This is a genomic window from Nocardiopsis sp. NPDC049922 (genome assembly GCF_040660275.1).
Classification (GTDB): domain Bacteria; phylum Actinomycetota; class Actinomycetes; order Streptosporangiales; family Streptosporangiaceae; genus Nocardiopsis.
Window position 1 is genome coordinate 109,084 of the sequence record NZ_JBFAME010000013.1, and the last position, 22,888, is coordinate 131,971.

Genomic DNA, 22,888 nt, shown 5'->3' on the forward strand with positions numbered 1-22,888 from the left:
CCTGCCTCGCGTAGCTGAAGTACAAGCACGGCTGATCCCGGCCGTGTGGTTCAGGGTCCGGCGTGACAGGGGCAGCGCGGCACGGTAGAACCGCATCAGAGCCTCTGGTGTGGCGGGTTCTCGTGATTGTTAACCCAATTACCAGGGGATTCTTGCTATCGGGGGCGGTTCCGGACAGCCGCCACCAGGTTGTGACCTACGCCTCCAGGATGAAAACGGCTCAGTACCCGCAAAACTGAAGACGAGGATCCACCAGTCATACTCGGCGCTCCCGGACCAACTCAAATCCTACGGAGGAAACCATGCCCCGCAATCGAGTGACCAGGACACCCAGTCGGCGTTCGCTCAACCTGCGCCGCCTCCTCGGCGCCTGTATCGCCGTGGCGATGATCTGGGGCCTGTTCTGGCTACTGTTCCTCTCCGGCCTGACCGATCCGCTGACGGAGGCGGTCAGACCGGGCTACGACCGTCTGGTCGCCATGATCAACGAGCCGCTGGGCATCGACTGGGGCGGTTACCTCGTGGCCGCCGCCGCAGTCGTCATACCGCACCTGGGACTCCTCCTCTTCATCTTCGACGAGAACGCCTGAGAGGGCGTCTGGTTCGTAGAACTCGAATGAAGCTTGGGGGACGGCCCCATGCCGAGCAGGACGCCCGGTCCGGCCGTTCGTGCCGGGACGCGACGGTTCCCCCGGGCTGGGCGTGCGCGGGTGAACCGCGTTGCTCGTGTGCCTCCTTGTTCGCGGGACCTACTCCAGGGTCTCGTCCACGAGGGGAAGGCACGCCAGCACGTCCTCGTTGACCGCCTGCTGGAGCGCCTCCGCTCGGGCGACGTGTTCGTCCACGTCGTGGTCGGCGAACGAGACCAGGTACTGCGCGTAGTCGTCGTAGACCTGTGCGTTCGGGGTGTCGGTCCCCGCCAGCGTCTCGTAGCCCTCGACCATCGCGCCGCTGATCTGCTCCTGACTGGTGACGAACTCGGTGCGGGGCGAGACCTCGGCGACCTCGGTCAGCGCCTGGCAGAACTCCTCGTCGACGAGCCCGTAGCTGGGGCTGTTGGCGATCGCCTGGCGCATCTGCTCCTGGGCCTGTTCCTCGGCGACCGCCAGCGCCTCAGCCCGGGCTACCTCGTCCTGGTAGTTCAGGTAGAGGAGCACCCCGCTGGCGCTCAACGCCGTCATCGTCCATCCGGCCGCGATCGCCAGCCGCGACAGGCCGCGTCGCCAGTAGGTGCGCCGCATCGCGACGTGGCCCAGCACCGCCCCTATCGGCGGGACGAGGAAGGCCAGCACCGCGGCGAGCGCGGGCAGCCGCGTGGGCGCCAGGTCCTCGGCCAACTCCGCGGCTTCGCCGATGTCGTCCTCGGGTGCACGGTCGTCGGGACCCGCTACGTCCTTCTCCTGCGGGTCCTGGTCCGTCTCGCCGCCCATGCCCGCCATCGCCTTCCCCTTGTGTTCTTCCACGTGTGCTGCGACAGGACGGATGTGCGCCGTGCCGTCGTGGCGTGCTCCTCATCGAGAGGAAGAAACCAGAACATTCACCCCGTGAGCGAACGAACAGAGCCATCATGGCATCCGGGCAGACGAGTGAGGCGTCGGGAACCTGACCACGGCTGAGGGGTGGCAGGCTGTGTTGCGCCCCCGTGCGCGGCCGTGCCGGTGGTGACCAGCCGTGCGAGCGTGGCCCGACCAGCCGACGGAAGTACCGGTAAGTGGAGGACCGACTGTCGTGGCGAACCGAAGACCCCCCGTCGGTGGCCGATCCCACTCCTGGTGGGCGATCATCGCCCAGTGCGCTGTCGGGCTGCTCCTCTACGTCACCGTGTCGTTGACGGTGGGGCTGCTCTCGGGTTCGGCGGTGCTCGGCGCGGCGGTCTCGGGTCCCGTGGTGTTCGGCGCGGTCGTGGTCTGGCGGCGTTGGGCCTTCGGCGCGTGGTCGTCGCGACCCGTCTCGGAGCAGGCGAAGGAGCCCCGGTTCTGGGCGTTCGTCCTCGTCGGCCTGGTGCTGTGCTTCCTCGGGGGCCAGTCGCTGGCCGTGTGGCTCTACTCCGCGCTCGGCTCGTCCGCCTTCGACACCGCGCAGAGCGCCCAGAACGCGGCGCCGGTGGCGCTGCTGCTCTTCGCCCTGCTCGTGGCCGCCCCGGCGGGCGAGGAAGCCCTCATGCGCGGCCTGATCCACCCGCTGCTGCGGCGCCGCTGGCCGGTGCTGGCTTCGGCGCTGGTCAGCTCGGCGGTGTTCGCCGCGTTGCACGGAAACCTCGTGCAGGTCGCCGTGGCACTGCCGTTGGGGGTGCTGCTGGCCTTCGTCCACGAGCACGTGGGCAGGCTCTTGCCGGTGGTCGCGCTGCACGCGCTGTTCAACCTCGCCTCGGTCGTGGTGCCCGTGCCCCTGGTGGAGGCGATGGCGACCCCCGCGGTGTTCGCCGCCGTGCTGCTGGGCGCGGTCGCGGTCCTGACGGTGCTGCACCCGACCCGCGACGACGACCGCGACGGGAGGACCTCCTCTCCACGGTGACCGTGTACCGACCATCGGCACGGGAGACCGTCATCGCCCCACACCTGCGGCCACCAGGCGGCGCAGCGCCCGCTCGGCGGGCCCCCGAACACCGCGCCGCTCCATCAGGGAGCACACGAGCACCGCGATCGACCAGATGACGGCCGCGACGGTGAGCTGCCAGACCGAGGACAGTGCCTCGACACCGCGGACGCGCAGCGCTCCGGCCGCCAGCGCCAGGAGCACGGTCTGCGCCAGGTAGACGGACAGGGAGCGCCTCCCGGTGGCCGCCAGTGCCCGGCCGAGGGCTCCCGTGCCCGCCGAGCGGTGTGCGGCGAACAGGGCGACGAGCGCCAGGAGGGCGGTCCCGGCCAGCAGCCCGGCCAGGCCCTGGTGCCAGGCGATCAGGACGCGTGCCGGGACACCGGTGCCGCCCACGCTCAACCACAACATCGGGAAGACCGCGGTGGGCACGACGAGTCCGACCAGGACCACACCGGCGAGTTCTCGCCGGTACCGGTGCGGCTGCTCGATCAGCCCCCGGCCCGCCAGCCATGCTCCGAGCAGTGCGCTGGGCAGCGCCATCGAGGTCAGGACCGTCGCCGGTGACGTGACGGTCCAGATCGCCAGGTTGGCCGCGACCCCGGCGAGGCGCTCGTCGAACAGGGCCTGGGCCGCCAGACCGTGACTGCGGGCCAGCACCGCCTCAGGACCGGCCACCACCAGGAAGGACGTCGACAGCGCGCAGCCGAGGGCGGCCAGCAGCAGTCCGGCCCGTCGGCGGCGGGCGGCGACGATGCCCGCGACCAGTACGGTGATGAGCCCGTAGGCGCCGAGGATGCCCTGGGCGAAGACGAGGGCGTGCACGGCGCCGAAGGCCAGCAGACCCAGGCCCCGTCCGCGCAGCAGCGCCGTGGCGCGCCGTTCCGCCTGCTCGCGGTCCAGACCGGCGGCCAGGCTCTCCCGAACGGACTCGCGCGCGATCGTCGCCAGGCCGAAGCCGAGCAGCAGGGCGAAGAGCGGATAGGCCCGTCCGTCGACCAGGAGGTGCAGCAGGCCCGAGACGAGCGTCTCGGCGACCTCGGACGCGTTCGGGTCCTGACGGAACCAGTAGTGAGCGTTGGCCGTGGCGATGAGGAGTAGCATCGCTCCTCGCGCCAGGTCCGGCACGAGCAGCCGTCCGGCGGAGCCGGTCACTGTGCCTGGTGCCGGCGTTTCTGCTCGTTTACCAGCACACATGAGATGAAATTACCTGATGTGCGGTCCGGGGTCGCGATGTGGTGCTCCTCACGGTGGTGAGGTTCTCATGGCCGATATGGGTCACGCGACGTGCCATATCGGCCATGCCGGGACGATCTCGATGCTGCACACTAGGACCCGTCGAAACCCCTGGTTTTCCAGTCACATCGAGGAGACCCCCACCGTGACCACCGCTAAGACCCCCGCGGCTGTGAGTCTTGCCGCCCTACTCGCCCTGACCGCGTGCTCCGGCGGTAGCTCACTCGTCTACGACTTCTCCGAGCCGGTGACGGAGCCGGTCTCCAGTATCGAGTTCCTTATCCCTGACGAGCTCGTCGAACTGGAGGAGGGCTACGCCGAGGAGCGTGTCTTCGAGTCCATCACCGTCTCCGCGGTCGAGTCGGAGGACGCCGCGGGGTGTGCCGTCGAGTTCGAGTTCGGCTTCGCGGACAGCGGCCTCGAGCGCTACACCGAACACCTGGAGAACCGCCTTGAGGACGGCGAGCCCCTGGATGAGCGCATGGCCGGAGCGTTGACCGGCAACAGGTACCGGGAAGACATCGAGCTCAGCGAGGACTACAGCTCCGCTGTGGTGCCCATGAGCTGTGCCGAGTCGCCGTCCGACGACGAGAGTACCTCGAGCGTGATGTTCCGGCAGCTTGTCGGTGACGACAGCGAAATCTTCGCCGAGGCCGCGGTCGCGGTTATGAGGGGCGGTGAGCTGTACATCCACGAGCCCGAGGTCGAGGGCTGGGTGCTCGACACCAACGGCAACTGGATCCAGCAGTAAGACCCGGCCGTACCGGTTCTCCGGCCCCGGGAGGTGGCGACCCGCTGTCTGCCGGGGTCTTCTCCGCCGCGAGAACTTACCCGCAGACGGGTGCATCTGACCGCTATGTACATAGCGCACACCGTTCATCACACTGAAGGTCGGTAGCCGCAGGCCCCGCCCGGTCAGCAGGGCGAAGAGCGGGTGGGACCGCCCGACGTACGAAACCACCCGATGAGCGCAACCTGGAGTCGCTCTGACGCTTCTCACTGGGAGCCGTCGAAAACCCCCTGGATTCTCAGTCAAACCAAGGAGACCCCCGCCGTGACCACCGCCAGGACCCCCACTGCTGCGAGTCTGGTCGCTCTGCCCGCCCTGACCGAGCGCTCGGGTGGCAGCTCGCTCGTCTTCGACTTCACCGAGCTGGTGACGGAGTCGGCCTCCGGTTCGGAAAACGGGATCGGGGGCCTCGGTATCGCCAAGGTCTCCGTCACGAAGGTCGGCGAGCTATTCGTCCACGAGCCCGAGGTCAGTGACCGGGAGCCCGACTCCGACGGCAACTGGATCCAGTCGGCCCCGGCCGTATCCGTTCCCCCGTCCTAGATGAGGTGCCCCTCACCTCCCGGGACGGGGTGGTGCACGGGCGCACGAGGAACGAGGACCGTGTCCGACCGTAACTGTAGGGTAATGCTCGTAAACGAGCAGAAACAGAGTAGGTGAGCGATGGCCAAGAGCGTCTTCAAGATCCCTACCAGCCTGGACCGGTCCTTCCTGGACCACGAGATCGCGCTGGCGGGCGGCGGATGGCAGATGCGTCCGCTGCCGATGAAGGTGCTCCTGTTCTGGGCCGTCTCCATCCTGTTGCTGTTCTGGGTCACCACCTCGACGTTCGTCTCCAGCGCCAACGGGTGGCTCATCTTCCTGGTCGTCGTCTGGTGGCTGGCGACCACCGCCTTCTTCGGCCAGTACTCCAAGACCAAGGAGATGCGCTTCGCGTCGCTGCCGGCGCTCCTGGAGTACCTGCCCCGGCCCGCGCGCCGCGTCATCACCCGGCGCGGATCCAACCCCAGTGGCTTCTCCTCCGTGCTGGGCGTCAAGCGCATCGACGAGACCGGCTACATCGAGTGGATGGACGGCACCGTCGGCCAGGCCTACCTCGTCGTCGGATCCGCCTCGGTGCTGGTCTTCGACGAGGACAAGCAGGCGATCCTCAACCGGGTCGACGCTTTCTGGCGCAAGGTCGACACCAACACCGAGTTCATCTGGATCACGACCAAGGAACCCCAACGGGTCTACCGGCAGCTCGGCAACCTGGAAATACTCAACCGCAACCTCGAGGTCCGCGACCCCGAGCTGTTCGAGCTGCTCGACGAGCGGTACTCGATCCTCAAGGACTACGTGGGCGGGCAGTTCACCTCCATCCACCAGTACCTGGTGATCAAGGGCGACAACCTGGAGTCGCTGCGCCGGGCGCACGCCCTGGTACGGGCCGAGGCCGAGGGCTCCAGCCTCATGATCAAGCAGGCCACGATGCTCAACGCCGAGGATCTCAACGACATGCTACGGACTGTCTACACCGCCGGCCGGTAGGGCGGTTCCACAGTCGCGCGGACGGATGGGCACCCCTGTGGCCGGGGCGTGGGGCCGGTCACGCCAAGAGGCCGATCAACTGCTGACATACGAGGAGAAAGTGCAGAGCGCGCATGGCCGGTAGACGTTTTCGAGGCAGTGCGACCGGGACCTCGCAGAGGGACCTGCCCGGCGCGCTCCTGGGGACCACCCACGCCACGGGTCGGACGGAGCGGACCGTCGCCGACACGAGGAAGGACGAGCGGGACGAGCAGATCGTCGCGAGCCCCACGGGCTTCGGCGTCTCGTTCGCCAACCTGAAGGAGCGGGAGCGGCGGGCGGCCGAACAGGCCGCCGCCGAGGCCGAGCAGGATGACGACGCCGCCGAGGGGATGAGCGCCGCCGAGCGCCGTGCCGCGCGGAAGAAGGAACGCCAGCTCGGCGGCACCTTTGAGGACCACCCGCACCTGCTCGCGGTCAAACCGCGCGAGCGCTACGTCTTCCACAGCGACTACTTCCGGATCGACGGTCACCACGCCTGCATCCTCGGCTTCTTCCACGACGACGGCGCCCGCGACGACTTCGCCGCGTTCTGGGGCATCAACCGCATCCCCACCGGCCTGCCCGAGGACGTCACCGTGGTGGTGCTCGAACAGGTCCGTCGCATGGGCGAGAAGTGGATCGAGGACCGGATCAAGACCGCGGAGAAACTCGACCGCCTAGAGGAGGGCGAACAGTCCCAGTCCGGCACCATGACCTCACGGCGCAAGGCGGCCAAGGTCAGTGACGACATGGAGATCGTCTCTGGTGAGATCCAGGACGGCGCCAGCTACCTGCACGTGCACGACCGCCTCCTGGTCAAGGCCCCCAGCCTGGAGGTCCTGGACGACGCGGTCGAACGGATCAGGCGCCTGTACATCGACCGGTTCGGCACCCTGACGGTCGCCGCCTACCCTGGCGAGCAGCGTCAGGAGCTGACCAACCTCTTCGGCAAGAACGAACGCAAACGCGGCAAGGGCTTCCACTTCACCAGCGTGGAGTTCGCCGGATCCCATTCACTGGTCACCAACGGGCTCAACGACCCGGCGGGCGAGTACGTCGGCTACATGGTCGGCGACGTCAACAACTCCGCGGTGCTCTTCGACGTCAACGCCTACGACCACCACGTGGTCGTCGCCGACAACGGCGTCAACCCGGTGCTGGACCGGGCACACGTGCCCGACATGTGGGGATCGAAGATCTCCCAGGCGGCCCTGCTGTCCAACGCCCGAACCGTGCACATCATCCTGGATGGGGCCCGCCTGGACGACCTGGGCCCGCGCCTGGACGCGCTCACCGCCCGGCTGGACATGAACTCGGGCGACATCAACATGTTCGAGATGTTCGGATCCCGGGAGGACGAGCTCGGCATCTTCCCGGCACACCTGGAGAAGGTCGTGCTCATGGCCGAACAGGCCTACGAGACGACCGACCAGGACCGCTCCATCATCCGCGGGTCGCTCAAGGAGACGTTGACGCAGTTCTACATCGACAAGGGCATGTGGGCGCGCAACGCCAAGCACAACCGGGACCGGCTGCGGGTGGTGGGAGTCCCGCACACCCAGGTGCCGCGCCTCCAGGACATCGTCACCTACTTCGACACCCAGTACCGGGCGCTGGCCAACTCCACCGCCCGCGACGACGAGGCGCTGCACGCCTACAACATCCTGCGCCTGGTCTTCAAGGACCTGCTGGACAACAACGGCGACCTGTTCAACACCCACACCAACGACGAGATCGACGGAGTGGCCGACGCGCGCCGCGTGCTCTACGACTTCTCGCGGCTGCTCAAACGCGGCAAGGGGGTGGCGATGGCCCAGCTGGTCAACGTCATCGGCTTCGCGGTCGACAACCTCGGCCTGGGGGACACGGTGATCATCCACGGCGCCGAGAACATCGACGACCGCGTCAAGGAGTACCTCGGCGAACAGTTCGGGCACCTGTTCCTGCGCGGCGGACGGGTCGCCTACCTGTACAACGACGTCGACCGGATGCTCGCCGACTCGGCGTTCAACCGCTTCGACTCCGCCGACTGGACCGTCCTGGGCCCGATGCGCGACGCGACCGTCACCGAGTACCAGCGCCAGCTGCACCAGGACATCCCACCCGACCTGGAACGCCTGGTGACCACGCGCGGCGAGAACCTCGCCTACCTGCGACGGGGACACACCAACGTCGTCTTCCACCTGGACCTGGCACTGGGCGTCAACCCGGCCCGCGCCGATCGGCGCGCCCAGCTGATCGGGGCGGGCCGCCGCAAGTGGAGCGAACGGGAGCAGTCCTCGGCCGTCGTGGCGGCCAAGGGCGACATCGCCGAGGAGCGGGCCCAGCGCGTGGCCGAGAACGGAGCCGAGGCGCGGCTGCGCGCCGAACGCGTGAAGCCGCGGGCGAAGCCGACCCGTCGCTCAGGCCAGCAGGGTCGGGACCAGGGCCGGGCCATGCAGAGCGACCGCAGGGGGCGTGGCCGGTGACCGACGCGAGAGAGAACGAACGAATGGTGGAGCAGGGAGCGCCCTCGCGCGGACGGCGGGGTCCGTCCTCGGACCGGCCCGGCACCCTCGTACGCCTGGTCATGCGGGTACTGTTCGTGGTGGTCCCGCTGGCCCTGATGCTGGGGGTGCCCGGCACAGCGCACGCCGACGAGGAGGACGATCTCAACAAGCTGTCGTTCTACCGGCTCTCCTCGTCGATGACGGCGCTGTTCTCCACGGCGCAGGAGCCGAAGAGTGATGTCAGCCTCGAGGAGGATGGCTGGGCCGAACTCATGGCACAGCCGGCCAGCGCCGGATCGATGCTCGGCTACGCCGACGAGGACTACAACGTCATCGCGGGATGGATCAACTCGCGCATGGCCCAATCCTCCGACAGCATCGGCTACGAAACTCTGGTCGGTAACGAGAACTCCGGAATCTCCGGTGAGACGGGTGCGCAGGACTTCGCGCTGTTCGGTGCCACGCTCAACGGGCTGGGGCTGGATTCGACCAGTACAGGGCTTTCGCTGGGGTTCTTCAATGCGCTCTTCGGTGGAATCATCTTCCTCCTGTACATAGTCTCGGCCGGGGTCGACGCCCTGTGGTCGATCCTCATCGATGCGCTGATCTGGCTGAACCCGTTCAGGTTGTTCTACGACGCGATCAGCAACCGGGTGTTCGCCGACGGCATGACCGGCGGCCTGACCAACGACGAGGACGGCCGGCAAGGCCTCCAGGGCCTGCTCGCCTTTATCAACACCTGGTACGGGTTCCTGGAAGCCCTTGCGTGGGAAGTCATGGTCCCGCTGTTCATCGGTGTCTTCCTGATGAGCATCCTGCTGTTCAAACAGTTCGACAAGGCTTCGGGCCTGAAGAAGCTGTTCATCCGCATACTCTTCATCGGCCTGGGCCTGCCGTTGCTGGGATCGATGTACACCGGGATGCTCAACGCCATGGCCGAGGCCACCAACGAGGGAAACTCGGGCTCCTCGCGCGCGGTGCTCTCCACGTATGTCGATTTTGAGGGCTGGGCGATGGACCACCGCCTGGCCGTGCCGGACGGGGACGGGCTGTACGTCGAATGGGACAGCGACCGGAACGCCCCTACCGGACGTTCCCAGGCGAGCGTGCGCACTCTGGCCCTGCATATCAATTACCAGGTCCTGGGTCTGACGAACAGCTCGCTGGGTGCAGCAGAAACGTGGAGCGGCGCGCTGGACAGCAGCGAAAGGGATTTCAAACAGTCGCACTACGCCCAGATCGCGAGCATTCTGGGCCGGTACATGAGCAGTGCACACGTGTCCGCCTCATCGTTCGAGACCGAGTCCAAGTCCAGTCTGTCCGGGCCGGTCCGAACGTGCGAAGACGAGAACAAGTGCGCGCGTGACTGGTTCGAGCACTACATGGGCGACCCGGATGAGGTCGTGAATACTGATGACCAGGTGCCGGTCGGCCAGAACCCCCTGATCTCGGTGAACGGTTCGGGTCTGACCGCCGAAGGCGAAGGCGACAGGCTGTTCACCACACATCCTGATGCTGGGGAGTGCGGGCTGGAACTGGCCACGGACGCAGGCGATCCCATGCGGTGCAACCTCGCGCCGTTGGCGATGTACAACTACCTCAACACCGACTTCGGGCCGACGTCCTACACCGCCTACTCCTCCGGCAGGGCCTCCAGCGAGGCGACCAGGTCCATCCACAACTCGGTGTCGCTGGTCGGCACCGGAACGATGAGCGCCGTGTACTGGTTCAACACGGTGGTGCTGCTGGGCGCGTTCATCACCATCGGCGTCGGGTACGCCCTCGCGATGCTCGTGGGGAACATCCGGAGGAGTTTCCAGCTGATCGCGGCGATCCCGTTCGCGACGCTGGGTGCGATCTCCGGCATCGCGAAGGTGATCGTCTACTCGATCGCGCTGATCATGGAGGTCCTGGTCACGATCTTCCTGTACAAGTTCGTGCAGGAGTTCCTGCTGAGCCTCCCGACCATCATCGAGACCCCGTTCGCACTGCTACTCGACGACAGCGCCAGCGGCGCCAATGCGGTGCCGATGATCGCCTTCCTGGACTCCGCCGGGTTCATCACGATGATCATCACCCTGGTGTCGATCATCCTGGTCATCCTCTTCACGGTCATGGCGATGCGCCTGCGCAAGACGCTGGTCAAGGCCGTGGAGGAGGCCGCCACCAAGGTGGTCGAGAAGCTCACCGACAGCAAGGTCACGCCCCCCGGCGGTGGTGGCGGCATGGGCGGCAAGTTGCCGTCCATGGCCTCGGGGGCCTCCTCCGGCGCCGGGGCGGCGATGGGCAACCGGATGATGGGCGGTGGCGGTCCCAAGGGCGGCAAGGGACCGAACGCGGGCGGTACCAACGGCGGCGGTCCCGAGGGGATCAGCACGTCGGCGGGGAACAGCGGCGAAACCAGGGTCGGCGGCGACGTGGACACCGACGGCACGCTGGAGGGGCCCGGCGAGCTCACCTCGGGCGACGGTGACGACGACCGGTCGGGCGCGGGTCTGGACCCCGGCGGCGAGAGCAGGGACGCCGAGCGGGAGACCGCGCTCGGCCGACGGGTCGAGGCCGACGGGCTGTCGTTGCCTCCTGGGAGCGCCGACCCGGACAACCCGAGGGTCGGCGACGACGGCGACCCGCTGGAGGCCGGGATCACGTCCGTGCAGGAGTCCGGCGAGGAGTACCGGAAGGCCGACGCGGCCAAGATCGGCGCGGTGAAGGACACCGCCGAGGCGGGTGTTCACGCCGGGGTCGCCGTCGGCCGCGCCTTCGCCGGGGACACCGCTGGCGCGGTCGAGTCGGGGGGCAAGGCCCTGGAGAAGGGCGGTTCGGCCACGGCGAAGAACGCCCAGTCGAAGGAGCACAAGGAACGGGCCGGGAAGTCGTCCCTCGACAACCAGAACCCCAACCCCAAAAACGTGCGTCGTATGAACCAGGGCCGGCAGATGCAGCAGACCGGACGCACGGTGTCCAACACCGCGGGGATGGCGAGCGGCGGCACCGGGGGCAAAACCGGTGGGGCTCCGAAGCCGACCGGAGAACGGACTGGGAAGTCGCGCAAACCGCGCCGAGGCAACAACAGGAAGAAGTGAGAACTGACGGAGGAGCAAGGGCGGGACCCCGTTTCCGCCCTACGGCCAACGGTGTGATCCGTGCATCATTTATCCTCATCTTTCAGTGTAAAACGCACCGAGAAGTGTTGCTTTCGGACATGTCCGACAACTAGAATCGACTCAGCCCCCTATCCCCCAGCGGACCCGCCGAGCCCTCCATCGCCGCGCGCCATGCGTCGGATCCGAACAGGACAAGGAAAAGCATGAACATCACCAACCTCCCCGCTGCGGAGTGGGACCTCATCTCCTTCTTCGACAGCGCCCGCGAATACGCAGGTACGGCGGGCGGTGGCCTCCTCGCGCTCATGGGCACCGTCGGAATCATCTGGGGCGGGGTCCTGCTCATCAAGAAGCTGATGGCGTCGCAACAGGACCAGACGAGCTGGATCAAGATCCTCGGCCTGATCTTCGTCGGCGGCGCGCTCATGGCCGGCGGGTTCAATCTCATCGCCACCATCGCCGAGGGCGGCCAGACCACCATCGAGGACCTGGGCGGCGGCATGGTCCTCCTCCAGGGGTTCCTGGGGTCCACGGTCTAGCCGACCCTCGATCAGGGAACGCGGGAGGGTCGGCGGCCACCGGGCCGCCGACCCTTTCGTGCGTCCGGAGAACGCCCTCCACCGCTGAGACAGCGCCGCCGCGGTCGCGGCTGGCCTCGCGTACCCGAAGGCAGAGCAGCAGAAAAGGGCTTGCAGCACATGGGGATGAAAGAGACCACGAAGGCCTTCGCGGCGAAGATGAAGCTGGGACCCCACCACGCCATCGAGCGGTTCGGGGTCATCACCGGCATCATCGCCGCCACCTTCGTGCTCCTGCTGGTGAGCACCATCGTCTCGGCCGTCGGCAACAACCGGGCCCAGCTGGACGAGACCGCGCTGTACACCGCGTCGTTCACCACCTCCAGGACCGAACTGTCCGGCAGCGTCGACGGGGTCTACACCAACGAGGAGGGCACCCGCGCCCTGGTCCTCATGCGGTTCCGCGACTCCGACGCGGGGTCGTTCTCCACCGACGCCATCAACTACCAGGCGTTCCTCACCGGCTCCAACGAACAGCTCGACACCCAGCCGCTGCGGACCACCGTCACCGGCTCGATCGTCGTGTTCGGCTCCACCGGATACCTCGGGGTGGTCCTGGACTCCGACGCGCCGTTCGAGCAGCAGATCATCAGCCTGACCCTGCGGGCCAACAGCGAACTGGTCTACCAGGAGGACGCGGGACGCGCGCTCCGTGAGGACCTGCAGGACGACGGCTCCTTCGCCGAGTTCGACCAGTGGCGGCTGTTCCTCAACCCCGGAGCCTCCGGCACCGAGGAGGCGGCCTCGCTGGCGGGCGCGCGCATCGACCCTTCCGCCCTGTACTACGAGCTGGTCATCGCCGAACAGGAGGAAGAGCTCCGCCAGGCGATGGACGAGCAGCTCATGGAGATGGGCGCCGTCCTCAACCGGATCGACGAGTACGACGGCGAGATGAACCGGGTCAACGTCGACGGCGTGTTCATCGAACCGCCCGAGGTGCCGGCGCAGGTCGACGGCGACGCCGTCACCGGCGAGGCGGCCGACGCCGACGCCGAGTCCACGCTGGCGCTGGAGACCGACTGGGTGCACCCGAGCGGCTACGACTTCGACTGGCGCTCGGGCTCGGTCGAGGAGGGCTACCTGGACGCGATCATGCCCGAGGACGAGACCTCCTACGTCACGTTCCTGGGCGAGAAGGCTCGCGCCGAGGAGGAGAACTCCCGGTTCGCGGCCAACGACATGGAGTGGCGGCTGACCGACGGCAACGACCTGAGGGAGTACCGGGACTCGGGCCAGGCGATGGATCCGCTGCGCGACATCATGAACAACACCACGCAGGCCTACCAGGACTACTACCGCCTCAAGACCGACTACCAGGTCGACTCCCTGAGCGACCTGCTGGAGCTGGAGGTGGCGCTGCGCAGCGTCGAATCCGCCGGATCGGTCAACGCGGGCGAGGAGGCCCTGCTCACGTACTGACGCGGAGCGGTGCCCAGCACGGGGTCGATCACACACGGACGAGGAAGCCGAGAGGCGGGAGGTAGGGACGCGATGGTGGGTGTCGCTGGTGGCGGGGCTGGGGGCATGCAGCCCCCGGGTCCCGGATCGGGCGCGTCGGACCAGGTCGGTCAGGCAGCCGGGAAGGGGTTACCCGACCCGGGTGACGCGGCCGGTGGCACCGGGTCCAAGGGCGACGGCGCGTCGGGGCCGGATCAGGCGGCCGACCCGGCGAAGGACCCCGCGGGAGGGAGCGGCTCGGCGAAGGGCCCCGCGGGAGGGGTCGACCCGGCGAGGGACTCTGCCGAAGACTCCGACCCGGGGGAGGACTCCGACGAGGGCGCCGGCCCGAAGCTCGGCGCGGGCGGTACCTCGGAGGCGGCCAAGGGCGGATCCGAGTCCGACACGAAGGGCGTCGCCAAGGGCGCCGGAGCGGTCGCCGCCGTCCCGGCCATCGGTGTCGGTGCCCAGCTCATGGTCCTCCTGATGTTCCTCAACTGGCTCAAGGGCATGCTGGCCGCGCTGCTGGCCCTGCTCATGAACCTGTGGAGCCTGATCTGGATGCTGGTGCTCCAGGTCGTCAAGACCGTCGTGGGCTTCTTCCTCTCCATCGGCGGAGCGATCGCCGGGGCCGTGGGCGGTGCCATCAGCGCTTTCGCCGGCGCCGTTGTCTCCTTCGGCGCGGCCTTCCTGGGCGTGGTCGCCGCGGTCGCCGGCACGGCGGTCCTCCAGCAGGGCAACTCCATCGCCCAGCACGACGGCGTACCGATCGACTGTCGTGCCGCGACCGAGAGGATCGTGCGCGAGATCGACGACAACACCGAGTCGGGGGCAACCTCCGCGGACATGGAGGCGATGGCCGAGGAGGTGTACTCGATCCTGGCGGGCATGGGCATGCAGGACGAGAACATCGCGGGCGTGTTGGGCAACTTCCAGCACGAGTCGCGGATCGACCCGACGACCGTAGAGACGATCTACAACGAGCCCTACGAGATCGGCCCGCGCACGCGGGAGGCGGAGGAGAACGGTTTCCAGGTCGAGTTGATCGACGCCGACTACGCCGCGCAGTGGCCCGCCATCGACCTGGTGGGCATCGGTTTGGGGCAGTGGACCAACGGCCGCAACACGTTGCTCACCGACTACGCCGAGAGCACCGGTGGGGAGTGGTGGGAACTGGAGACCCAGTTGAGTTTCATGCTCTCCGAGGACGACCCCGTTCGCGTGAGGTTCGTCCAGAACCTCATCGAGAACCCCTCCGGCTCGGTCGAGGAGTCGACCGAGGCCTGGATGGTCGAGTGGGAAGGCCTGACACTGGACTCCGACGTGAACGCGCCGCGGCTGACCGAGCGCCTGGAGTACGCCGGCGTGTGGTTCGCGAAGTTGGACGGCTGGGAAGCCGACGAGGACCGGGCCGACTCCATCCTGGAGCAGGCCGAAGCCACGGTCGACGTCGCCAACCAGAACCGTCGCAGCGCGGCGGTGCAGGAGTGCCGCACCGCCAACGTCAATGGAGGCAGCGGCGGGGTGACCCAGGCCGGTGAGCAGATCCCCTGCGATTCTCTGGGGGCGATGCACCCGGACGCCTGCGCCATGCACGAGCACCTCCAGGAGGAGTTCGGCGGTTTCTTCCTGTCGGCCGGTGGTCAGCGCAACGAGGCGGGCAGCAACCACAACAACGGCCAGGCCATCGACTACATGATGGCGGAACTCGGCGAGGTTCCCAGCGACGAGATGTACGACAACGGGACGGCGCTCGTGAACTACCTCATCCCGCGGGCCGAGGAGTTCAACGTGAGCGGCATCCTGTGGGACGGCCGCAAGTGGGCGGCCGGTAACGATCCGGTCGGGGAGTGGCACGAAGAGGGGGTCACTCGGGACGCCAGTGGGCGCGGGAACAACACGCAGGACCACATCGACCACGTCCACGTCAGCGTAGGACCCGACCCGTTCATGTAGCCGGGCCCGGGCGCACCGCTCAACGGAGAGAGCCGGTGTCACCGGGCCAGGGCCCGTCCCCACGTCGGGGACCTGGAGACCAGCAGGAAAGGAGCGCGGCGATGGTCGACGAGGGCACGCCGGACAGCGGCGACGACGGTGATGGCGGCGCTTCGCGGGAGACGGCTCCGAAGCGGTCCTGGCGTGAGATGAGTCGCGAGGAGGTGATGGAGCGCTTCGACGCCTACCACGCCAAGCAGCGCGCCAACCGCAGGAGGATGACCGGCGACGACGTGCGGGAGATGCTGCGCGAGCGCCGCGCCGACCGACGACAGCGCAGGCGTGAGCGCCGGGAACGGCGCGGCGGCGGGGCGCCGAGGCGTGACACGGGCCAGGTCGTGCGGATGAGCCTGGGCGGGGCCCTGATGGTCGGCGCGATCGGCACCGGGGCCCTGGCCGCCACCAGCACCGACACCACGCAGGTCCAGAGCCGGGCCAATGAGCTGGAGATCGCTGCGCTCGAAGGCGAGATCCGGGAGTTGGAGGCAGCCTCGTGGGACGAGGAGGACGCCGCCGCGCTCGAAGGGCAGCTGGACGAGGCCGTGGATCAGGCCAGGGCGAAGGGCGAGGAGGTCGCCGAACTCCAGAACACCTACCAGGAGATCCTGGCCGACCTCAACGACGCGGAGCTGTCAGGGGACGGGGACGGGGGTGAGGTGTTCGCGCCCGTGGCCGAACACCGAGCCGGGCTTGTCGACTACTTCGACGAGTCGGCCCGGATCATCGAGGACGAGGACGCCTACGTCCCCGGCGCGGACGTGCCCTTGGGCGCGGGCGAGATCGACGTGCTCGCCCCCTGGTACATCCGCTATGCCGACGAGAACCGCAGTGAGTACGCCCCGGCGTCACTGAACTCCTGGGAGCTGGTCTCCGTCACGCCCCGAGTCGAATCCCCGGGGACCGTCAGCGTGGCCTGGCTCAACAGAGACGAGTCCAGCGGTGACCTGTTGGCCTGGGCCCGGGGCACCTACGACGCCGACATGGCGGCGTTCCACAGTCTGTACTTCGGCCAGACCACGATCGGTGACCGGTTCGCGGGCGAGGCGGGCCCGGACGAGGAGGACCAGGACTGATGGGGTTCGTCAGCCGTAACGCCTTCCCGCTGTCCGCGGCGGCGCTGCTCCTGGTGTCGGGAGGTTCCTTCGCCGTCACACGCGGTGCGCAGGAGGCGGCCCTCACCGACCAGGAGCAACGGATCGCGGAGCTTCGGGAGCGCACGGTCGAGATCGAGGAAGCACAGGACGAGAGGGAGAACGAGGTCGCCAGCCTGGTTCAGGGCACGAACACCGCACGGCTGGACGCCGACGAGGAGCTCATCGGCGACGTGCTGGACACCGCGTTGACGTGGGAGACCCACGCCGAGTACGAGGACGCGCGCAGCGCCATGATGACCGTCTACGGACTCGACGAGGACTCGGCGTTCATGACCGCGTTCCTGCCCGAGGCACCTGTGAACATCGACCGGGAGGGCAACGAGTACGCGCTCATCGACCTGCTCGGACTCGACTCCCGGGTGAACGACTTCCGCAGCGAGATGTTGTCGGTCCAGGGCACCGAGTACTCCTACCTGGTCCTGGTCGAATTGCGGACCACCTCCGACGACGGGCAGGCCAGCGCCCACAGCACGGCGACGGTGCTGCTGACCACCGATGGCGACGGCGGTGTCTCGGGCGTCGAGGGCTACGCCTCCACGTCCCGGGTGCGCACCTCGGGCCCCTACTGATCCGGTGCTGACCTGGTGGCGCAGTGATTCTGCCAGCGGTTCGGCGCGAACGGGTCGCCGACTTACAGTGCTAGAATTATGTTGATATACGAGGAAAAACAGCTTCTGCCGCGGAAGGGAGGAGGCCGACGTGGCCGATGAATCGGACAGTCCCGGCGGACCCCCGGCCCCGGACCCAGGCCAGGGCGGCCGACTGGCCCAGCGCCTGGGCCTGGTCTCTTCTGTGCAGCAGTTGGAGGAGCAACAGGAGCAGCAGAGAGAGGACCCAGCGCCGCGGCGTTCGACCGCTGGGCGCGGCCGAGTACTCCTGGTCCGCATCGGGTACTGGTCGGTGACCGTCCTGGTCATGCTGGGTGCGCTGGTGCTCTTCGCCATGGCGGGCTCGATCAGCGCCCACCACCAGGCCGGGTTGGAGGAACAGGCCCAGGACGGCTTCGACGCGCAGGAGCGCACCACCGCCGCCCAACAGGGCCTTGCGGATCTGCCCAGCCAGACCGAGGCCCGGCGCTGGCTGGCCCGGGCCACGACCGTCGGCGAGGACCTCGCTGAAGCGCAGAACACCTACCTGGACCATACCGGGCCGATCACCACCGACGACCTGCCCGAACAGACACCGGGACCGGGCGGGCGCGACGAGTGCCACCCCTACCTCGACGACCCGGCCACCACCACGCGCGACTACACCGAGGAGGAGCTCACCACCTGCGCCGAAGGGCTGCGCCAGAGCGCCGTCGGTGGTCTGGAACGGGCGCTGACGCCGCACTTCGCCGTGAGCGCCCGCGACTCCGACGGCTTCAACGCCGTGAGCCAGTGGCACTCGGCGGTACCCACCCTCGACGACGACGCCCCGCTGTCCGGTTACACCTGGACCGCCCATGAGGCGCAGGCCTTCGAGCGGGACCTGGCGATCCGCATGGTCTGGGTCCTGACCGAGGACGAGACGGGGCGGACCGTCGCCTGGCTCAGCGGTCGGTTCGACCCGTTAGTCAACAAGTTCGACGACATGGTGCTCGGCACCGTCGCCGCCGAGAGCGAAGAGGGTGCCGAGGACGGCACCGACGCTGACGGCGACGACACCGGCGACACCTCGGCGGGCGATGGCGCGGACGAGCAGGGCGGCGAGCCCGAGGACGGTGAGTGACGTGAGCCTGGCCGAGATCGAAGCCTACGAGCGCGAGCGCGAGCGCCGCCGCCAGACGATCCGGCGCGTCCTGTTCTGGGCCCCGCTGGGGGTGGCCGCCCTGATGCTGGCCGTGGGCGGGCTGTCCCTGTGGTCGGCCTCCTCCGGCCACGACGCCGACCGCGCCGAGGTCGCGGCCTTGGTGGAGGAACGCCAGACCGAGGCCCAGGAAGCCGAGGACGAGTTCCACGCCGCCTGGTCCGACGTACTGGCGGGCTCGTCGGCGGTCCGTGTCGAACGTCTGGAGAACGATGGCGTGGCGATGCGCATCCTACTGAGCGAGGCCGTGGAGGAGGGAGAGGACGTGTCGGCGGAACTGGTCGGGACCGGTGACGAGGAACCCCCGGCCGTGTTCCAGGAGCTGGGTCGCGACGGTGTTCCCGGTCTGGACGCGGACGCGCAGGCGCGGCTGGGGCCGTTCGAGCCGGTGCTGACCGGCATCGAAGGCCTGGACTACACCTACTTCGCCTTCGTCGAGATCCACGACGCCGACGACGAGGAGGAGCGTACGATCGCGGCGCTGTCGGTGGAGTGGTCCACCGACGCCGAGGGCGTGATCACCGAGATCGACGCCGACTGGACCGAAGAGGTCCCCGAACGCTCCTAGTCCGCACGTCCGCAACGTCAGTCCACAACAGGAGAACCGATGAGCCCCGCCGCCACCGGGTCCAAGAACAAGCGCAAACCACGGGAGAAGAAGAGCGCCGCGCAACGGGCCGCCGAGGCCAAGCAGGCCGACGCGGACAGGGCCGCGACGCCGCTGGGCGCCCGCCTGCGCGCGCGTCTGGGGGAGTCGGGAGCGCGCTCGGTGTTGGCGCTCGTGCGCACGGGCCTGGTGATCGGTTCCGGTCTGGTCGGCTACGTCCTGGCGATGTTCGCGGCGGTGACCGTGGTGCCCAACCTGTTCGTCATGGTGGCGGCGGGGACCGGCGTCGGCCCCACCTCGCCGTTGGAGATGCAGTTGGCGCACTGGCTGGCGCCGTCGGTCTTCCTCATCGGCCTCGTCTTCGTCCTGGTGCTGGTCGCGATGCGCGCGCTGTGGCGCGCCCAGCTCCGTCTGGCTGAGCGGGTCCGTCGTGCGCTGCTGGGCGAGCAGGCGGATGCCGTCCAGGCCACCGACACCGACAGCGCCGGTCGCTGACCGGCTGGCCGACCCCGACACGGAAGCGAGACGCTCCCATGAGGATCGCCCCCCTGCGGATCACCGACCCCTGGTTCCACCGCCTGGCGCGGGACGGCAAGGCCGACGTGCGGACCCTGAGCGCTGTGCCCTGCGACATCGCCGTGCACATGGAGGCGGTGACGATCCTGCACCACGGCATCGACCAGAACTACCGGCCCTACCTGCACCTGCGGGGCCAGATCATCCAGATCCGGCCCGACGTCGAACTGCCCTTCGGCGTCACCGAGATCCAGTACCGCGCGGGAACCGAACCCGGTATCGACGCCTACTACGAATTCGACCTCGCCCAGCTCACCGAACTGGTCCGCAAGGGCTACTTCGGCACCTCCTTTCGAGTGCCGGAGTCGATGACCGGTATCGAGTGGGAACTGCCCGCCGAAGCGGACTTCCTCGTGGTCGCACCGGAGAACGCCGAGCAGCCCCCGCTGGTCTTCGCCGGTGTGCGCGACCAGAACAGTGCCGTGCTCACCGAGGAGAACAGCGGCTACACCCTCGCCGAGTACTTCCCGGACTACTCCGCCGAAAACCCGGTGCGGGCTTCGGCCGGGCCCGAACCCACGGTGCCCACGCATTCGGGGGTGATCCAGGACCTGTTCGCCGACGAGTACCTCGATGACGCCGAACACCGCCGACCGACCGGGCCCGCCGACCGCTACGCGGCCGTGAACCAGGCTGGGCAGGCCTCCGAAAGCGTGTTCGACCGCCTTATGAACGAACTGGAAGCCCAGCGCCGGGGCGCCGAGAGCACCACGGAGACCGACGTGGGCTACGACCCCGACGGCCCCGCCGGGGCGCTGCGCGAGCGGATCGGCCCCGGCGTGCGGCAGGCGCTGTCGAGTCGGACCGAAGCGGCACCGGCCGACGCCCCGGAGCGCGGTGCCGAACACGCGCGGGACCAGGCCGACGAGTCCGGCTTCCTCGACTGGGGCGAGGCCGAGGACACGTCCGAGGTCGGCGTCGCCCCGGTCCGCACGAGCTTCGACCGGCGGTCCCCCGGGGAGCGGCAGGACGAGGCGGACGACTACCAACCCGGCGGCTGATGGCCGTGTCGATACACATGAATGACGAAGATCCCTCGTTTTTTCTTGCCTTTCGCTCTTCACGTACGCGCGGCGACCCGCCGTTCTTGGTTGTGTTTTCGGCCATGGCGACAAAGCGCCCTACGCCTGGTGTCAGTCGTGTGTGACGTGTTACGATTGTCCTGATTTATGAGTAAGAACGAGATGGGGTCGTGACCTTCTCGTCCACGAAGGCGGCAGCAGTTGTTCACCAATTCGGACGGTTCCCTCGACGGCCGCAACGAGCGCTACCCGAAGTTGGCCCAGTACAGCGACCCCCTCAAAGCCCCTGAGCGTGAGATCGTCGGTCGTGACTATGAGATCTCCCAGCTCATGGCGGCCATGGCCCGACCCGAACTGTGCAATGCCCTTTTGCTGGCTCCGGCCGGTGCGGGTAAGACCGCTCTGGTTCAGGCGGCGATGCTGAAAGACGTCAAGCGGGTCTACATGGAAGTCGACCTGGCTCGGATGATCGCCGGGCTGAGCACCCCCGACGAAATGGCGGCACTGCTCAAGGGGCTGTTCGACGAGGCCGAGAGGTTCAGCTCCGAAGAGCACGTCGAGCTGGTGCTGTTCATCGACGAGTTCCACCAGGTGGTGCAGCTCAGCGCCGCCTCCGTCGAAGCGCTCAAGCCGGTTCTGGCGGCGTCCGGCGCGCGCGGTATCCGCGTCATCGCGGCCACGACCTTCGACGAGTTCCACAAGTACGTGGCACCGAACCAGCCGCTCATGGAACGCCTCCAGCGCATCAACGTCAGCCCGCCCGACCAGAAGACCACGGTGGAGATCCTCAGGGGGATGGCCAGGCGCTACGGGGTGGCCGGCCAGTTCTACGACGACCACCTCTTCGAGATGATCTACGAGTACACCAACCGCTACATCCCGGCCTCGACGCAGCCGCGTAAGTCCATCCTGGTGCTCGACTCGATGGTGGGCTGGCACCGGTACACCGGCCGTCCGATGGACCGCGACCTGCTCGCGGACGTCCTCATGGAGTCGACCAACGTCAATGTGGCGTTCCGCGTCGACGCGGTGCAGATCAAGAAACAGCTCGACGGGGCGGTGTTCTCCCAGGAGTTCGCCACCACCGTGGTCGCCAAAAGGCTGCAGGTCTGCGTTGCCGATCTGAACGACAAGACCAAGCCCATGTCGTCATTTCTTTTCACGGGCAGTACCGGAGTCGGAAAGACCGAGCTGACCAAGCAGCTCGCCCTGTTGCTTTTCGGTGACGACCAGCGCCACCTCATCCGCTTCGACATGTCGGAGTACGCGCGGGAGGAATCCCTGGACCTGTTCCGCTCGGAGCTGACCAAGCGCGTGTGGGACATGGGGCACGCCGTGCTGCTGTTCGACGAGATCGAGAAGGCCGCCCCGGCGATCACGCGCGTCCTGCTCCAGGTGCTTGACGACGGCAGGCTCACCAACGACAACGGCCGTCAGGTGTCGTTCCTCAACACCTACATCGTGCTGACGACCAACGCGGGGTCGGAGATCTACGAGACGATCGCCCAGTACAACGTGGACGACACCGGTTCGGGCAAGGAGCTGGTGGAGAAGATGAAGGAGATCCGCAGGTCCATCTCCACCACGCAGGGAGACAACAAGTTCCCGCCCGAGCTGTTGGGCCGCATCGACGCGATCGTCCCCTTCCAACCGCTCTCGCGCGAGACCCAGCGCAAGATCGTGAAGAACAAGCTGCGCCAGATGCGTCGCGAGGTCATGGTCAAGCACGGGGTCAGGGTCGAGATCGCCGAACGGGTCCTGCAGTACCTCATCGACGACCACGCTGACACCGACTCCAACGCGGGCGGAGCACGTGCGGCGATCGCGAAGATGACCGACGAGGTCACCACCGCCATCGCCGCGTTCGTCAACGCCCACACGCACGAGAGGGTCCTGCGGGTGGACGTACGGGGCACGATGCGCAGCGAGGACAAGGGTCTTCTCAAGAGCGACTCCTATATCGAGGTGGCCGCCGCGCGCTGAGGCGGCCCGGGGGGCGGCAGCGGCCCACTGATTGACGATTGCC

The 22,888-nt window shown here is 67.9% G+C and carries 19 protein-coding genes; 17 read left to right on the forward strand and 2 right to left on the reverse strand.

All coding sequences use genetic code 11. The features are described 5' to 3' along the window. Positions 1-302 precede the first annotated feature (302 nt). On the forward strand, positions 303-590 hold the full coding sequence (locus AB0I72_RS22135) for a hypothetical protein (RefSeq protein WP_358571704.1): 288 nt from the start codon (positions 303-305) through the stop codon (positions 588-590). Positions 591-749: 159 nt separating this feature from the next. On the opposite strand, the gene AB0I72_RS22140 is transcribed toward AB0I72_RS22135, so the two are convergent. Next, entirely contained in the window at positions 750-1,463 is a 714-nt protein-coding gene (locus AB0I72_RS22140; RefSeq protein ID WP_358571706.1) for a hypothetical protein, read from the reverse strand. A 265-nt stretch (positions 1,464-1,728) separates the two neighbouring features. On the opposite strand from AB0I72_RS22140, the gene AB0I72_RS22145 reads away from it, so the two are divergent. Further along, positions 1,729-2,514: a type II CAAX endopeptidase family protein gene (locus AB0I72_RS22145; protein WP_358571708.1), complete on the forward strand. Its 786-nt coding sequence runs from the start codon at positions 1,729-1,731 to the stop codon at positions 2,512-2,514. 30 nt (positions 2,515-2,544) lie between these two features. Here AB0I72_RS22145 and AB0I72_RS22150 read toward each other — a convergent pair whose 3' ends face one another. Continuing rightward, positions 2,545-3,639, reverse strand: a complete 1,095-nt coding sequence (locus AB0I72_RS22150) for a DUF418 domain-containing protein (protein ID WP_358571710.1) — start codon at positions 3,637-3,639, stop codon at positions 2,545-2,547. Positions 3,640-3,916: 277 nt separating this feature from the next. On the opposite strand from AB0I72_RS22150, the gene AB0I72_RS22155 reads away from it, so the two are divergent. The 15 genes from AB0I72_RS22155 (at position 3,917) to AB0I72_RS22225 (ending at position 22,845) form a co-directional block, all read left to right on the forward strand. Next, complete coding sequence (locus AB0I72_RS22155) at positions 3,917-4,522, forward strand: hypothetical protein (protein WP_358571712.1); 606 nt, start codon at positions 3,917-3,919, stop codon at positions 4,520-4,522. Positions 4,523-4,825: 303 nt separating this feature from the next. Continuing rightward, a complete protein-coding gene (locus AB0I72_RS22160; protein ID WP_358571714.1) occupies positions 4,826-5,104 on the forward strand; it encodes a hypothetical protein in 279 nt (92 codons plus the stop codon). Positions 5,105-5,224: 120 nt separating this feature from the next. Beyond that, on the forward strand, positions 5,225-6,091 hold the full coding sequence (locus tag AB0I72_RS22165) for a hypothetical protein (RefSeq protein ID WP_358571716.1): 867 nt from the start codon (positions 5,225-5,227) through the stop codon (positions 6,089-6,091). A 113-nt stretch (positions 6,092-6,204) separates the two neighbouring features. Further along, positions 6,205-8,580, forward strand: coding sequence for a hypothetical protein (locus AB0I72_RS22170; protein ID WP_358571718.1), 2,376 nt, complete (start codon positions 6,205-6,207; stop codon positions 8,578-8,580). 116 nt (positions 8,581-8,696) lie between these two features. Continuing rightward, the gene (locus AB0I72_RS22175; RefSeq protein ID WP_358571720.1) at positions 8,697-11,684 is read left to right on the forward strand and encodes a hypothetical protein; all 2,988 of its coding nucleotides are present in this window, start codon (positions 8,697-8,699) and stop codon (positions 11,682-11,684) included. Positions 11,685-11,908: 224 nt separating this feature from the next. Then, positions 11,909-12,244 carry a hypothetical protein gene (locus AB0I72_RS22180; RefSeq protein ID WP_358571722.1) on the forward strand — a complete coding sequence of 112 codons (336 nt, stop codon included), beginning with the start codon at positions 11,909-11,911 and terminating at the stop codon, positions 12,242-12,244. Between the two features lie 165 nt (positions 12,245-12,409). Beyond that, the gene (locus AB0I72_RS22185) at positions 12,410-13,702 is read left to right on the forward strand and encodes a hypothetical protein (RefSeq protein WP_358571724.1); all 1,293 of its coding nucleotides are present in this window, start codon (positions 12,410-12,412) and stop codon (positions 13,700-13,702) included. Between the two features lie 105 nt (positions 13,703-13,807). Further along, positions 13,808-15,676, forward strand: coding sequence for a phage tail tip lysozyme (locus AB0I72_RS22190; protein WP_358571726.1), 1,869 nt, complete (start codon positions 13,808-13,810; stop codon positions 15,674-15,676). 101 nt (positions 15,677-15,777) lie between these two features. Then, positions 15,778-16,788: a hypothetical protein gene (locus AB0I72_RS22195; protein ID WP_358571728.1), complete on the forward strand. Its 1,011-nt coding sequence runs from the start codon at positions 15,778-15,780 to the stop codon at positions 16,786-16,788. Further along, a complete protein-coding gene (locus AB0I72_RS22200; protein WP_358571730.1) occupies positions 16,788-17,438 on the forward strand; it encodes a hypothetical protein in 651 nt (216 codons plus the stop codon). The genes AB0I72_RS22195 and AB0I72_RS22200 overlap by 1 nt, the downstream gene beginning before the upstream one ends. 130 nt (positions 17,439-17,568) lie before the next feature. After that, entirely contained in the window at positions 17,569-18,579 is a 1,011-nt protein-coding gene (locus AB0I72_RS22205; RefSeq protein ID WP_358571732.1) for a hypothetical protein, read from the forward strand. Then, positions 18,572-19,225, forward strand: a complete 654-nt coding sequence (locus AB0I72_RS22210) for a hypothetical protein (RefSeq protein ID WP_358571734.1) — start codon at positions 18,572-18,574, stop codon at positions 19,223-19,225. The genes AB0I72_RS22205 and AB0I72_RS22210 overlap by 8 nt, the downstream gene beginning before the upstream one ends. 39 nt (positions 19,226-19,264) lie before the next feature. Further along, positions 19,265-19,759, forward strand: a complete 495-nt coding sequence (locus AB0I72_RS22215) for a hypothetical protein (RefSeq protein ID WP_358571735.1) — start codon at positions 19,265-19,267, stop codon at positions 19,757-19,759. 38 nt (positions 19,760-19,797) lie between these two features. After that, the gene (locus tag AB0I72_RS22220) at positions 19,798-20,841 is read left to right on the forward strand and encodes an AAA family ATPase (protein WP_358571737.1); all 1,044 of its coding nucleotides are present in this window, start codon (positions 19,798-19,800) and stop codon (positions 20,839-20,841) included. Between the two features lie 222 nt (positions 20,842-21,063). After that, positions 21,064-22,845, forward strand: coding sequence for an AAA family ATPase (locus tag AB0I72_RS22225; RefSeq protein WP_358571739.1), 1,782 nt, complete (start codon positions 21,064-21,066; stop codon positions 22,843-22,845). Positions 22,846-22,888 lie beyond the last annotated feature (43 nt).